Source organism: Vibrio sp. FE10 (assembly GCF_030297155.1).
Classification (GTDB): Bacteria; Pseudomonadota; Gammaproteobacteria; order Enterobacterales; family Vibrionaceae; genus Vibrio; species Vibrio apostichopi.
Genome location: NZ_AP028067.1, coordinates 2,215,931 through 2,230,857 on the forward strand (window position 1 = coordinate 2,215,931; position 14,927 = coordinate 2,230,857).

Below are 14,927 nucleotides of genomic sequence, written 5' to 3' on the forward strand. Positions count from 1 at the left end.
TAAAGAGAGCGTGCAAAGATTAGGGGGTATTGAGCAACCTGAATAGCTTAAGAAATATGGGAAAATGATTGAACCAAAACAGTGCAACACACTTCCTAAAAACAAACAGATTGGTTCGCTTACATGTTCGTATGTACCCCATTGTTTTATAGGATGCTCTATTATCACGCCAAAATTTTCGCCCATATGAATGAATAGAACGGTGACCATATGATGATGAGTTTATATCTAATAAATCAGACAAAATAAGCTGGCGCTGAGTGCATTTATTTCCAGCTCAATAAAAGACCAGAATCACACTATTTTTGAAACAATACGGTTAAAACAAGATCGAAGTCTAGTTAGAAGACTTCCGGTTGTGATCGCTCCGCGCTTCCAAGCTTTCGTTAATTGAAGAATTATTGTCATACAATATTCTATATATCTAACCAGACATAAGGACATGTGGCATGCGCTCAATGAAAGATATCACTCAAGACGCTATCGATATCGTTAAACCCTCTATCGACAAGCTGTTTGAAAGAACCAATAGAAAAGAACTGCATATTGTCGTTATGAATCCACATCTCAAGCCTTGGGAAGCCTCTTTTGAAGATGCCATTCTTTATGAAGAGTCTTTAGGAACCCCTGATAACTGGACTATCAAGTTTGATCACCTTGCTCGTAAGAAAGCTCAGCAAGCATGGCGAGAATCGACAAGCAACCTAACACTTCATTCCCAACATCCATCTTCATTACGTGACGAAGACTTACTGTTTTATGGTTCGTTTGTTTACGGAAACGTGGTTGTTGCCTGCAGTGGCGTACAACAATGGTATGACATGCTGATCAGTGGCTGGATAGCGGTAGCTATTGAACAGCTAGCAATGCACGAATACCAAACAGAAAAAGCAGAAAACCCTACAAAAACATATCGCTAATAATTAGAAACAGAAGGAACTTACTATGAGTAAATTATTGAAATCCATCATGTTGGCAGCCGGCATACTTGTTTCTGCAACGTCGATTGCAGCAGACTACCCGAGCAAAAACATTCGCTTAGTTGTCCCATTTGGCGCGGGCGGCGGTACCGATGCCGTTGGCCGTACCCTTGCAAATAGTGCGAAAGACATTCTAGGACAAAACATTTCAATCATGAACCGTACGGGTGGTGCTGGCGCCGTTGGTATGAGCTTTGGAGCTCAGCAGCGTGCTGATGGTTACACATTAACAGTAGTAACACGTGAAATCGCTTCGCTTCCTCAAATGGGTTTGATGCGCCATACCGCAGACGATTTTAGACTCATTCGCTTAGTTAACCTCGACCCAGCGGTCGTATTGGTTGCAGCCGATAGCCCATACAACACCATCAATGATCTGATTAAAGAAGCCAAAGAAAAACCAGGCAGCGTGAAATTTGCTTCAACCGCTGCGCCAAACTTCTACTTAATGTCTCTTGAAAAAGACCAAGATATTAAACTCAACGCTATCCCTTACAACGGTGCATCTGAAGCAATTCCTGCAGTACTCGGCCACCACACAGACGTAACCATGGTGACACCGGGTGAAGCCATCGCTCAGCTTCGTTCAGGCCAACTAAAAGCATTAGGTGTCATGTCAGAAGAACGTATTCAATACATTCCCGATGTCCCTACTTTGAAAGAGCAAGGTATTGATGTAGTCACAGGAACATGGCGTGGTATCGGCGCTCCAAAAGATACGCCGGATGCAGTCATCGAGAAACTGGGTGCTGCATTTGATGAAGCAATGGCAAGTGAAGAGTTCAAGTCTTTCATGGCAAAAGGCGCAATGACTATCCACAACCTTGACGATAAAGCCTTCACTGCATTCGTTGCAGAAGATACAAAATCGCTTACTGAACTCATTCAATAACATTCATCCAGAGGCACAACGATCAGTTGTGCCTTTTTTATCGGTCTGTACCTTTCCCTTGCTTTACTTTTTAGGGGTAAATTCTATGTCTAACGCCAACTTAAATCGGAATGTCGTTTTCCCTTCCATAATCATCATATTGAGCGCAATAGCACTCGCGTTGATTACTCAGTTTGATCGTCCGATGTATCAAGATGCAAGTGTTGATGCAAAATTCTTCCCGATGATGATTGTGATTGCTCAGATTGCTATCTGCATTGTTCTCATCATTCAACACAAACTCAAAGGCGTCTCAGAACAACAAGAACCGATGATAAGCAAGATGTCTATCTTCGGCGTTGCTTTTCTTATCGGATACGCATTACTCATCAGTGTGGTTGGCTACCTTTACGCGAGTTTGATTGCATTTATGTTCTACCTCGTTTACTTCAAAGTTAAGAAGCCAATCTACTACGTTGTCGCCGTTGTCTTTGTTTTTGCGGTTTACTATTTGTTTGGCGAGGTGTTCTACATCGCGCTTCCTGAAGCAACCTGGTCATAGGAGGTCATAATGTTTGAATATCTAATCGATGGTCTCGCTACCGCTGTTAGTTTTGCAGTGCTTCCTGTCCTTGTTTTTGGCGTACTGGGCGGCGTTATTTTAGGCGCACTACCCGGCCTAACGGCGACGATGGGCGTCGCGATTCTCCTGCCGTTTACCTTTGGCATGGAACCGACGTCAGCCCTCGTGATGTTAATTGGTGTATACATTGGTGGCATTTACGGTGGTTCAATTGCCGCAATACTGCTTAAAACGCCAGGAACACCAGCGTCTGCAGCAAGTGTACTCGACGGCCACACCATGGCTGTTAGAGGGCAAGCAGCAAGAGCATTAAGTATTTCGGCTGTTGCTTCATTTATTGGCGGGTTACTCAGTACTATCGTCCTTATTGCCATTGCACCTAAACTGGCAACCTTTGCACTGCGTTTTAATGCACCAGAGTACTTCGCACTTGCTCTGTTTGGTTTAACTATCATTGCGAGCGTTTCTTCGAACAACATCTTTAAAGGGTTACTTGCGGGTACGATTGGACTACTGGTATCGACCGTTGGGCTCGACCCAATCAGCAGTGTGCCAAGATTTACTTTTGACATCATGGATCTCTACAGCGGAATCAACGTCATCCCTGTTTTGATTGGTCTGTTCGCTCTATCTGAAGCATTAAACCAACTAGAGAAACTGTTCTCTGAGAAAAAAGTCGTCGCGCCGAAGTTTGACCACAAATTATTGAGCAAAGGCGACCTTAAAGAAATGCTACCAACCGCAATAAAAAGTGGTTTGATGGGAACAACCATCGGTTCTGTACCGGGGGCTGGTGCTGATATTTCAGCATTCGTTTGTTACAACGAAGCCAAGCGTTCATCGAAAAAACCAGAAGAGTTTGGTAAAGGATCAGTTCGAGGTCTAGCAGCAGCCGAATCTGGAAACAACGGTGTAACGGGTGGTTCGTTAGTTCCATTGTTAACACTTGGCGTTCCGGGGGATGCTGTGGCAGCGGTTCTTCTGGGCGCACTGATTGTTCAAGGTTTAACACCGGGGCCTCTGCTGTTTGCCCAAAACCCAGAAGTGGTTTATGGCGTATTCAGCTCGATGTTGGTTGCTAACCTTGTGATGCTAGTGATTGGCTTATTGGGTATTCGTTTCTTCTGCCGCATCATTGAAGTACCCAAGATCATCATGATCCCAATTATTGTCTTCTTGTCGATCGTTGGTGCTTACGCGATTAACAACTCGATGTTTGATGTGGGTATTGCGATCGGTTTCGGTCTGTTGGGCTTTATCTTAACTAAACTGGATATTCCGTCTTCGCCAATTCTGCTTGCGATCATTTTAGGGCCAATGGCAGAAACAAATCTGAGGAAATCACTGCTGATGTACGATGGCAGTTGGTCTTTCCTTTATGAGCGCCCTATTGCACTCGCGTTTATCGTGTTGGCTGTATTCTCTGTTTATTCAACGTTAAAAATGAAGAAGAAGCAGAAACAAAAGGAAACTGAACAATGTCCATAGTTGACGGCTTGTTCAATGGATAGCGGTTAAGGCACAGCATTTAGCTTATTAGCTATAACCTGTAACCTGTAACCTGTAACCTGTAACCTGTAACCTTAAAAAACCAAAGCCAGAGACCTAAGTCTCTGGCTTTTTCGTACACAATAAACAATCAATTTCTGTAAAAGACAGACAATAAAAAAGGCATGCACTTGGCATACCTTTTTAAGTCGTTTATCTGAACGTGAGGCTGTTCATCTCAATGTGAGATGGCTCAGATGTACTTTAAATCGTTTCTATTACGCAGTCGCCAAACGGTGGTTAGCATCTTGCAAGTGAGCTGCAGACACGACTCTCGCCTTGTCACTGTCACCCGCCATGATAGCTTCATAGATTCTACGGTGTTCATTGATACATGTGCTTCCCTCTTCAGAAGAGTGCACAATGAAGTTAATGAACATGGTTGTCAGAATGTTGCCAAATGGCAAGTAGAAGTCGTTACCGGTCGCGTTGAAGATCAAGCTATGGAAACGAGTATCAATGTCTGTCCAACGCTCTTGGTCAAACACTTCTGCTTCATCCACTTCTACCATTTTTTGGAAGATCTCTGAAAGCTCGATACGTTGCTCAGCCGTCGCAAATTTTGCCGCCAGTGCACACGCTTCAGGTTCAATCGCACGGCGAAGACCTAAGAACTGTGAACAGAATTGGTCTACGTCGGTTAGACCGTCCATCCATTCAATCAGTTGAGGATCAAGGAAGTTCCAGTATGCGCGGTCGACTACACGAGTACCGATTTTCGGGCGGGACTCTAACAGACCTTTAGAGGTCAATAGTTTAACAGCTTCGCGAAGTGCCGTTCGGCTGATACCAAACTGTTCACACAACGCCATTTCACCAGGAATAATAGAACCTTGTGGCAGTTCGCCAGACAAGATTCCACGAGCGATTTCACGAGCTACTTGCACGTGCAGGCTGCGCTTCGAGCCCGAAATTGAATTAAAAGTGGTAACCATAAGTTCACTTATTTTATATGTTATGTTTATGTATTATTTAAGGATCACTATAACAGTATTTCAACCTACAGCCAATTGAGTAAAATCCAAACGAATCACAGGCTATTAATTTAGTCGCCTAATCAAACACTTAGAAAGTATCTAATTCCACTCTGCTAGAAACATTATGTTACACCATTCATAAATCCGTCATCAAAAAGCATCGGTTCTGTCATCCTCGATTCCTATACTTCCTTCCAACAAATCACTCAATTGGACTGACATAATGAAACCGACAAAAACAAATCTCACGCTTAAAAGCGCTATTACTGCTGCGCTGATTTTTTCTGGTTCTGCATTAGCGATGGATACGCGATACGAAGACCGCTCTGGTAACTTGGTCGCCGATGTACCTCAAGATAAATCACAATGGGTGGACCCAAACACGCTAATTTTTGCTTACACGCCAGTTGAAGATCCAGCAGTATACGCTGATGTGTGGAGCGAGTTTTTGAGCCACCTTGAAAAAACAACGGAAAAAACGGTTCGTTTCTTCCCTGTTCAAAATAACGCAGCTCAAATTGAAGCAATGCGTTCAGGTCGTCTGCATATCGCAGGTTTCAACACAGGTTCCACGCCACTAGCAGTTAACTGTGCTGGCTTTGCTCCATTCACCATGATGGCGGCTGAAGATGGCTCTTTCGGTTACGAAATGGAAATCATCACGCACCCAGGTTCAGGCATCGAAAAGGTGGAAGACCTAAACGGCAAAAACCTAGCATTCACATCGCAAACGTCAAACTCTGGTTTCAAAGCCCCTTCTGCGATTCTGGATGCTGAATACCAGCTTCAACCTGAGCGTGATTTCAAACCGGCTTTCTCTGGCGCGCACGACAACTCTATTTTGGGTGTGGCACACAAAGATTACGACGCAGCAGCCGTCGCTAACTCAGTATTGAACCGTATGCTTTCACGTGAAGTCGTGAAAGAAGGTCAAATCAAGAGCATCTACAAGTCACAGACCTTCCCAACAACGGCTTACGGCACAGCACACAACCTGACACCAGAGCTTCAAGAGAAGATTCAAAAAGCGTTCTTCACTTTCGACTGGGAAGGCACGAAGCTTCAAGAAGAATTTGAGCGTAACGGTGAAGCGAAATTTGTTCCGATCACTTACCAAGAGCACTGGGAAGTGATCCGCACTATCGATACAGCCAATAAAGTGTCTTACACGTGTAGCTAAGTTCAACCGAACTAAAAGCCAATCACACATTGATAAAACTAACTGCAGGCTTACGCGCCTGCAGTTACTCACCACTCTCAGCGGTTTGCTTCCGATTTCTGCCTCAGGCGAACTGTTAGTACACCGTCCTTATAGGAATTCTATGTCTACTCTTACCCTTAAAGGGCTTACCAAGCACTACTCCAGTTCTGATAAAGCCCTGACCAACGTTAGCTTATCGGTGAACGCCGGTGAAGTCGTTGGATTGATTGGCCCATCTGGTGCGGGTAAATCAACGCTGATTCGCTGTATTAATCGACTAACCGAGCCCACCAGCGGTGAAGTTATCTTCTCCAACACCAACCTAGAGAGCTTGTCTAAGCGCCAACTGAGACATTCTCGACGTGAAATTGGGATGATTTTCCAAGAGTATGCACTGATTGAACGTTTAACAGTCATGGAAAACGTACTTTCAGGCCGTTTGGGGTACGTGAATTTCTGGCAAAGCTTCACTCGTCGTTTCCCAGAATCGGATATCCAAGCCGCTTATGCGCTACTCGACCGCGTTGGATTATTAGAACACGCAAATAAAAGAGCTGATGCCCTATCAGGTGGCCAACGCCAACGCGTAGGTATTGCACGTGCACTCGCTCAAAAGCCAAAGTTACTATTAATTGATGAACCTACGGCCGCGCTCGATCCACGCACTGCCCGACAGATCATGCGATTGATCAGCGAAATTTGTTCAGAACAACAACTCCCAGCCATCATCAATATTCACGACGTTCAGTTAGCGAAACAGTTTGTCGACCGTGTTGTCGGCCTAAATGCTGGCTGTGTGGTGTTTGATGACAAACCAAACTTGCTCACCGAAGACGTACTCACACAGATCTACGGTGAAGAAGATTGGAGCCAACAAGCAGAAGAAGAGGAAGATGATCTGATCATCATGAACCCTCGCTTGTCTGAGGCAACAATATGACTCAGCCATATCCAAAACAAGCTCAGCGGCATTTAAAGTCTGCACAACAGAACCCCAAACAATACCCGACACATTGGACAAAGCCGCCACTTATATCTAATTCATGGTTGCGTTGGAGTTTGATCATCATCGTCGCGGTGTACTTATACCTTGCGACTCAATCGGTACACGTAAACTGGGCTCGAATCTACGAAGGCAGCGAACGCGGTTGGCAGTTCATTTTAGCTTTCATGAACCCTGACTTTGGCGGACGTTGGAACAACATCTCACAAGGTTTGATTGAGAGCTTAACCATGACGCTCACATCAACGGTGGCAGGTGTCATTCTTTCAATCCCATTCGGATTAGGTGCAGCCAAAAACCTTGCCCCTACTCCTGTTTATCTATTCTGTCGTGCGTTTATTTCAATCGCTCGTAGCTTACAAGAGATCATCGTTGCGATTCTGTGTGTGGCTCTGTTTGGCTTTGGTACGTTTGCGGGTTTTGTCACGCTGACATTCGCAACTATCGGCTTTCTCGCTAAATTGTTTGCCGATGAGATTGAAGCCATTGACCCAGCACCACTCACCGCAATGCGCGCAACTGGCGCAAGTTGGCTACAACAAGTGAACTATGCGATTCAAGCGCAGGTAATGCCACGCTTTATCGGGCTTTCGATGTATCGACTCGACATCAACTTTCGCGAATCTGCTGTGATTGGCATTGTGGGCGCAGGGGGCATCGGCGCAACATTGAACACCGCCATGGACCGTTACGAATACAGCGCAGCGGCCGCTATTCTATTGATTATTATCGTGATCGTGATGTTGTGTGAATACCTATCGACCATCATCCGCAAGCATGTGCAGTAAGGAACGACCAATGAGCACGCTAAATGACACCTCTACAAGCTCCATGAATCGTACCCAATGGCAGCGTTACGACAGTAAACAGAGCCTAATGCTTTGGATTGGCTGGCTTTGCTTTGTTGCCCTAACGGTTTTTGCATGGCAAGTCATGAACAAAGACACCATTTGGTACTTTGTGACTGACTCACCCAACCAACTTGCTGATATCTCGTCACGTATGTGGCCACCAAGATGGAGCTATTTAGAGTCACTTTGGAGTCCTTTGTGGGACACCATTAACATCGCAACACTTGGCACACTGTTAGGAATCGTACTGGCATTTCCAGTGGCGTTCTTAGCCGCACGCAACACAACGCCAAGCACAACGTTTATCAGGCCTATCGCACTGTTCATCATTGCGGCAAGTCGCTCGATCAACTCGCTAATTTGGGCACTTCTATTGGTGGCTATCATCGGCCCAGGGTTATTAGCAGGTATTATCGCGATTGCGCTGCGCTCGATTGGTTTCGTAGCTAAGTTGATGTACGAAGCGATTGAAGAAGTGAACGTCACGCAGATGTCAGCGATTCAATCGACGGGGGCATCCCCACTACAAGTATTGAACTACGGCATTCTTCCACAAGTGATGCCAAGTTTCATCGGTACGAGCTTGTTCCGTTGGGACATCAATATTCGAGAGTCTACCGTCTTAGGTTTGGTGGGCGCTGGCGGTATCGGCTTAAAATTACAAGAGTCGATGGCAATGCTGGCATGGCCGCAAGTGACTGTGATTTTCTGTGCGATTCTAGTGACAGTCATCTTCTCCGAATGGGTGGCTGCCAAAGCAAGAAAAGCCCTTATCTAAATACTAAAAACAACGTCAAATAGACGGTTATTTAGGGCGTGTTGACCTTTCGAGCTGATTTTTGCAGCGAGTTGCTGGGTATTTATACAAGACAGAGGCTTCGATGTGTAGCTAGCCTACATGAGAAGCCGATAACGTAGTAGAAATGACCAGCAAACGCTGCCCGAAGGGTTCGGCTAAAAGCGTTTTACTCTTTGTTGAGGGGGATTTGCTTAGAATGACTAGGCGACTTCCCCCTCGCCTCGATTAAAACGCTTTTATCTCGAACAAAATTTAACCGCGAAAAGTCAACACGCCCTAGTCAATAAGATCAAAGCCTACTCACTGAGTAGGCTTTTCGTTTGTTGAAACGTTCTAAGCAAAGTTGGCCATCAGAACCGAACTTCATTGACCACAGTCCCTACGCCTTCAATCGTGACACTCACTTGGTCTTTATTGGACAAAGCATAGGTTCTTCCCGGCGTTCCCATGAACACGAGATCGCCCGGTTTGAGGGTAAAATAGTGGCTTAAGTAACTGATGACTTTTGTAGGTTTGTGAATCATAAACGAAGTATTCTCTTGTTGAACAACCTTGCCATTGACACGCGTGGTTAATTGCACGTTGTTATAATCGATACCACGAACAATCGTATTACCAATGGGGCCAAAGCCATCTGAAGCTTTCGCTCGTAGCCATTGTAAATCTGTGCCTTGCCAGCTTCTCTCTGTAATATCGTTACCCACCGTGACACCAAAGATCGCTTGCTCGGCTTCCTCTTCACTGGCTCGACTGATTTGCTTACCAATCACAATCACCAGCTCTCCTTCAAAATGAACGTTTTTCGCTCCGGGTGGCACTTGAATCACTTCACCGGTGAGCGTTAAGGAAGAAGGAAGTTTTAGAAACATGGGTGGCGGAGCATCTGCTGGTGAAGCTAAATGACTGGCGAAGTTCATTCCCACAGCAAACACCTTTTCAGGTTGTGTAGGCAGCAGCACTTCAATCGACTCCAGTGGAATCGAAGCCTTCGCGACTGAATATTCGCCAAAGATATCACCACTGATTGGCAGCACTGCGCCTTTATCTAACTTTCCATAACTGATTTTATCTTGATATTGATAACGCACGAACTCCTCAGCTTCTACGCTGCTATCAGGTTCGTCATTTGCTAAAGCAGCATTAGCAAAAACAAAGGTAGAACAAGACACCGCAAGTATTGATACCAACCCTTTCATTAACTTCATGGTTCACTCCCTAACCGTTTATTCCTATCAGTTACTGTAGTCTAAACACAGGTGAGCATTACCTATTTCCCTTCACTTGGGTTAACTCTTTGTTCCTTATCTTGTCTAGCAAGCCATTCTATTCTGTTTCCTACACGCATAAAAAAACCGAGCAACTCACAGTGAGTTACTCGGTTTGACTTATTCCCGATGTATTCAGTCGTTGTTGGTATCAACGAACGATTTTGCAATCACGACTGAATTCAATGTGATGCTTCGTTCCCGCAAAGCACCACATCAACACAAGCCATCGTTAAATAACTTGCGTGTCAATCATTTACAGTTGAGCAAATGATCCTTCCCACGAGTATGTCTCACCCGCGAACTCAACGGTGTGAGTTGCTTGCTGCGTGTCTTCAGCTTGGTTTGAGATACCGTAGTGGTAAGTGTTGCCAGAAGTAGTCTGAATGCGAACAACAGTCCCGACACTGTTATGGCCCACAACAGACACTGATTTAACTAGACCACGAGCGCCTACAGAGGCTTCGATAGACTCGTTAAAGTAACCATGCGTTTCTAGTACAGAAGCAAACACGTGGTTTTGACCAGACTGACGTAAGATGAACGCAGGCTCACTCTTAAGATTGAAGTCTGGATCGTTAGCACCAGTGCGAGCAAAAATCACTTCGCTGCCCGCATTAGCGCTGGTTACTAGGCTGTAGTAGCTGCTGTCATGTAGCCAGCTTACTAGAGAACCTTCTTCGTTCACTTTGCCTGAAGCCACGTTCCATAGGTGTTGGTAACCGTTGTCTTCACCTAATGGCTTAAGCGTTTTTTCCATGTTGTAATCGAAGTCAGTACGGATGATTTGACCAGAGTGGTGAACTGGTAGGTCGTATTGGTGCTCAGCGTCAGCTTCGATGCGGTATACGTCGATAACTAGTGGCTTCTCGAACTCAGGAAGTTCAGCAAGAATCACGCTGCGTTGCATGTCTACGCCTGTGTAGTACTCAGAAATTGTGCCGCTCATGCCTTGCAGAGACTGGTCGTCTGCTACGAAGAAGTGCTTCTGACCAAACTTAGACTCAGCCAATGCTGTGTTGAAGTTGTTCTGCGTTTTCTGATCAACCGTTACTGTGTTGTGAGCAACCGTCTGCTTACAGTAAGACTTGTTCTCTGGAATGTAACGACCGCCAAACTTAGGCTCTACGTTTACCCAGCGACCGAAGCCGTAATCGTGTAGCACTTCGTGGCCACGGTTGAATACACTTAGGTGCAGTCCATCGTAGTGACCGTGGTCTAGAGCAGAGTGGTACTGGTGATCGCTGCCGTGTTGACCAAACCAGATCAACGCCATGGTGTCGTCGTCTTTCTCGTCACGGTGACGAAGGATGCTTACGCCGCCTTTTTCGCCTTCAGGGCCGTCGGTTACAAACAGGCTACCCCAGTTGAATGCTTTGATGTCGTCTGCTGAATCAACCGCGTCAGACAATGTTTTACCTGAAGCATGAACCCAAACGTTTTGTTGGTGGTTAGCCATACCAAGCAGAGTTTCAGTCTGCTCGTAACGGTGATAACACACAGACGTTGCCATGATAACGCCTTCATCGTTGATAGAGATTGTCTTCGATGAATCGTTCAGAGCTGGCAATGTACCGTCTGGGAATGCTGTTTTGAATACAGAGTAAGACGTTGTCTTGATCACTGAATCGTTGAATTCATAGATACCAACTTCAGGCTGACGACGTTCAATCGCTTCTGCGAACAGGTAGATTGGACGTAGAGAGAAACGGTGGTAGTAAGGACCTTCCATGTAGTAGCCGTCTGGCGAAAACAGTTGGTCAAGTTGCGCTAAGAAACCGCCGCTTACTTTGTCTAGTTTCAGGCCGTAAAGCGCTTTGTCTACAGATTCTTGGTCGTTGATTGCGTAACCACAGATACCTACTGCTGCCACTGCCCATAAGCCGTGGTTGTGTACGATATCGAAGTCGTGTGCGTAAGTAACAACGAACATTTCGATCATTTGCTTCAGAAGATCGTCTTCGATCAGACGCTTTTGCTCTTCAGAGATAGTGTGGTAGATGCAGCTGTACGCACAAGAAGCGTAAAGCATCCACATGTTCTCGTTCAACGTTTGGTGGAACAGCTTACCCGGAGGGTTAGAGTCACGGCTTACGTTGCTTTCAAGTGTTGGGTATACCGTCGCGTACGCAGTTAACATATCAACGATGTAATCACGGTACTTTGTTTCCTCAGTGATAAGGAACAAACGGCCCGCTAGATCCATGTGGATGTAGTTTTGCTTGTGACGGTTGTGCTCGTAACCGCCGCCTTCACCGTGACCAGGTACTTCAATGCCAACTTCCGCCATGTAAGCGTCAGTTTGTTTAATGTCGCGAGTCAGTGCGTTACCTAAAAGGCTATCCTTGCCAAGTTCTTTACGAAGCTCTGCTGCTTCATCAAAGTTAAGTAAAAGTGGTTGATAGCTCATTATTATTTCCCCTGCTCTGCTAATTCTGGGTTTAAAGTTGTTTCTACTGAGTAGAAGCCTGTCCAGCTATATACTTTGCCGTTCAGCTCTACTTTGTGTTCAGTGCTGTCAGTCGCGCCAAGTTGGTTGCTGATCATCACTGTCACGTTTGATTTCTCTGTGGTGATCTCAACGACCGAACCGATATTCGTGTGAGCCACTACTTTGATGTCTTTCACAACACCACGTGCATTAACTGATTGCTCGAATTCTTCGTTGAAGTAACCGTGCGTTTCAACAACAGAAGCAAACAATGTTGTTTCGCCTTTGCTACGTAGAATGAACGCAGGCTCAGAACGTAGGTTGAAGCTTGGATCGTTAGCACCAGTGCGAGTAAAGATTACTTCAGCATTGTCGTTAGACGTTGCACCTAGCCAAGTGTAGTAAGTGTTGTTTTGTAGCCAGCTTACAAGTGCTGTGCCCTTCACTTCACCGCTTGCGACGTTCCATAGGTGTTGGTAACCGAAATCGTCACCTAGAGTGTTCAGCTCTTTGTTTGCTTGGTATTCAAAGTTAGTGCGAACAATCTGACCTTCAAATTGATGTGAGTAGTCGTATTGATGCTCGCCTTCGCCGCCTTTCTCAGAATCTAAGCGGTATAGGTCTAACAATAACGGAGATTCTAGCTCTTCAAGGTTTAGCATGAACACGCTGCGTTGCATGTCAAAGCCTTGGTAGTGATCGTTAGCAAATGCACTCATACCGTTGATTTGCTCGTCTTCTACTTTAAAGAAGTGAGGTAAACCGTGTACAGCGTCTGCACGTTCAACATCAAAGTTGTTCTGACATTTTTCATCAATCGTGACTGCGTTGTGAGCAATCGTTTGACGAGCGTAAGATTTGTTTTCGTCTAGGTAACGGCCGCCGAATTTAGGCTCAACGTTCACCCAACGACAGAAGCCGTATTCACGTAGCACTTCTTGACCGCGGTTGAAGAAAGAAATACCCAGCGTATCGAAGTTGCCGTGACCCATGCCGTGCTGGCCGTAGTTCATCACTAGCTGAGAAACGTCGCCTTTCTTATCCTGCATACGGATAAAGCCTTGTGCGCCGTTGTGACCTTGAGGGCCTTCGTTCAACTCAACACTTGGCCAGAAAGGCATGCCGATTTCTTTTTCAGCAGAAGCGGCTTCGTAGGCTTTAGATAGCTCAAGACCACATGGGTGCATCCATACTGCGTCTTGAATCTTCGCCATACCAAGAATGTTTTGGTCTACGCCGTTTTCAGAAGAGTAATGCTTGCTGTAAACACTGACCGCAACCTGAACACCCATGTCTGTGATACCCATAGTACGAGAAGCATCATTCAGAGCCGGGAACTCACCGTTCGGGTAAGCCGTCGCCAGCATCGCTTGTACTGTGTTACCAATCACGCCGCCTTTGTAGTTGTAGATATCCACTTCAGGCATGTGGCGATGAATCACTTCAGCGAACACACACGTTGGACGAATCGCGTAACGGTGGTAGTAAGGACCTTCCATGTAGTAACCAGAAGGTGCAAACAGTTGAGAAACTTGCGCTAAGAAACCGCCAGTGTCGTTACGGTCGATGCCGTACACTGACATTTCAAGGTACTCGCGCTTGCCTAGAGCGAGACCACAGATACCCACTGCGGCTACTGCCCAAATACCGTGGTTGTGAATGCGGTCGAAGTCGTGTGCGTATTTAACGGTGAACATTTCTAGCATTGGTTCGAAAATGCGAGACTCAATGTTGTCACGTTGTTCTTGTGTCAGTGTTGAAGCAACACAAGAGTAAGCTAAGCTTGAGAACATTAACCAGCAGTGTTCGTTCAGGATTTGGTGGAACAAACGACCGGTAGGGTTGGTGTTTTTCTGTACGTGGTAATCAAACGTTAGATATTTGTCTGCGTACTCTTCTAGTAATTCTGTAACAAAGTCAGCGTACTTTTGCTCTTTAGTGATCAAGAACATGCGACCAGCTAGATTCATGTACGTGTAATTTTGCTTATGGCGGTTATGCTCGTAACCCCCTGCTTCACCGTGACCTGGAACATCAATAGGTAAACGCATGAACGCTTCTAAGTCTTTCGCATTCGCTGCAATGGTTTTGCCCATTAAGCTAGAACGGCCCACTTCAAGATGAAGTTGCTCTATTTCAGCTTCAGTCAACAATACTGGTTTAGTCGTCATATTCTTTGTCACCCTCAATAAAGAGTTTATCTGCTTAAACTTTGATTAAATTTTCAAACTCCATATAAAGTAATACAATATGAGCTTTAATTATACCTATTCGTCGCCAAATGATGAGTAGAGTCACATAATTAGCTATAAGTCATTGATGTAGCTGACTAATGATAAATATCAGCCATTCATTAAGTTGTTGATTTATTTACGCTATATAAAGTATCGCTTGATCAATATCACACAAATTTAGATA

General features: G+C 45.4%; 12 protein-coding genes. 8 read left to right on the forward strand and 4 right to left on the reverse strand.

Annotation, left to right across the window (positions count from 1 at the left end; genetic code table 11):
• Positions 1–449 precede the first annotated feature (449 nt).
• From QUF19_RS09980 to QUF19_RS09995, 4 genes are all read left to right on the forward strand, one after another.
• Positions 450–920 carry a hypothetical protein gene (locus QUF19_RS09980; protein WP_017080997.1) on the forward strand — a complete coding sequence of 157 codons (471 nt, stop codon included), beginning with the start codon at positions 450–452 and terminating at the stop codon, positions 918–920.
• A gap of 25 nt (positions 921–945) precedes the next feature.
• Entirely contained in the window at positions 946–1,872 is a 927-nt protein-coding gene (locus tag QUF19_RS09985) for a tripartite tricarboxylate transporter substrate binding protein (protein ID WP_286292413.1), read from the forward strand.
• 85 nt (positions 1,873–1,957) lie between these two features.
• A complete protein-coding gene (locus QUF19_RS09990) occupies positions 1,958–2,413 on the forward strand; it encodes a tripartite tricarboxylate transporter TctB family protein (RefSeq protein ID WP_102437330.1) in 456 nt (151 codons plus the stop codon).
• Positions 2,414–2,422: 9 nt separating this feature from the next.
• Positions 2,423–3,922 carry a tripartite tricarboxylate transporter permease gene (locus QUF19_RS09995; protein ID WP_286292418.1) on the forward strand — a complete coding sequence of 500 codons (1,500 nt, stop codon included), beginning with the start codon at positions 2,423–2,425 and terminating at the stop codon, positions 3,920–3,922.
• Between the two features lie 278 nt (positions 3,923–4,200).
• On the opposite strand, the gene QUF19_RS10000 is transcribed toward QUF19_RS09995, so the two are convergent.
• Positions 4,201–4,917, reverse strand: a complete 717-nt coding sequence (locus QUF19_RS10000; RefSeq protein WP_017090781.1) for a FadR/GntR family transcriptional regulator — start codon at positions 4,915–4,917, stop codon at positions 4,201–4,203.
• 265 nt (positions 4,918–5,182) lie between these two features.
• Here QUF19_RS10000 and phnD point away from each other — a divergent pair, with 265 nt between their 5' ends.
• The 4 genes from phnD (at position 5,183) to phnE (QUF19_RS10020) (ending at position 8,792) form a co-directional block, all read left to right on the forward strand.
• Positions 5,183–6,139: a phosphate/phosphite/phosphonate ABC transporter substrate-binding protein gene (phnD, locus tag QUF19_RS10005; protein WP_286292424.1), complete on the forward strand. Its 957-nt coding sequence runs from the start codon at positions 5,183–5,185 to the stop codon at positions 6,137–6,139.
• Between the two features lie 142 nt (positions 6,140–6,281).
• Positions 6,282–7,100: a phosphonate ABC transporter ATP-binding protein gene (gene phnC, locus QUF19_RS10010; RefSeq protein WP_286292426.1), complete on the forward strand. Its 819-nt coding sequence runs from the start codon at positions 6,282–6,284 to the stop codon at positions 7,098–7,100.
• Positions 7,097–7,951, forward strand: coding sequence for a phosphonate ABC transporter, permease protein PhnE (phnE, locus tag QUF19_RS10015; protein WP_241908102.1), 855 nt, complete (start codon positions 7,097–7,099; stop codon positions 7,949–7,951). Before phnC ends, phnE (QUF19_RS10015) begins: the two co-directional genes overlap by 4 nt.
• A 10-nt stretch (positions 7,952–7,961) precedes the next feature.
• Positions 7,962–8,792, forward strand: a complete 831-nt coding sequence (phnE, locus tag QUF19_RS10020) for a phosphonate ABC transporter, permease protein PhnE (RefSeq protein WP_198595879.1) — start codon at positions 7,962–7,964, stop codon at positions 8,790–8,792.
• A 371-nt stretch (positions 8,793–9,163) separates the two neighbouring features.
• Here the strand turns inward: phnE (QUF19_RS10020) and QUF19_RS10025 are convergent, their stop codons facing one another.
• The 3 genes from QUF19_RS10025 to QUF19_RS10035 all read right to left on the reverse strand — a co-directional run bounded on the left by QUF19_RS10025 (position 9,164) and on the right by QUF19_RS10035 (position 14,680).
• On the reverse strand, positions 9,164–10,018 hold the full coding sequence (locus tag QUF19_RS10025) for a fumarylacetoacetate hydrolase family protein (protein WP_286292437.1): 855 nt from the start codon (positions 10,016–10,018) through the stop codon (positions 9,164–9,166).
• Positions 10,019–10,334: 316 nt separating this feature from the next.
• Positions 10,335–12,488 (reverse strand): heparinase II/III domain-containing protein, encoded by a 2,154-nt coding sequence (locus QUF19_RS10030; RefSeq protein WP_065204778.1) that lies wholly within the window; start codon positions 12,486–12,488, stop codon positions 10,335–10,337.
• A 2-nt stretch (positions 12,489–12,490) separates the two neighbouring features.
• The gene (locus QUF19_RS10035) at positions 12,491–14,680 is read right to left on the reverse strand and encodes a heparinase II/III domain-containing protein (RefSeq protein WP_286292444.1); all 2,190 of its coding nucleotides are present in this window, start codon (positions 14,678–14,680) and stop codon (positions 12,491–12,493) included.
• Positions 14,681–14,927 lie beyond the last annotated feature (247 nt).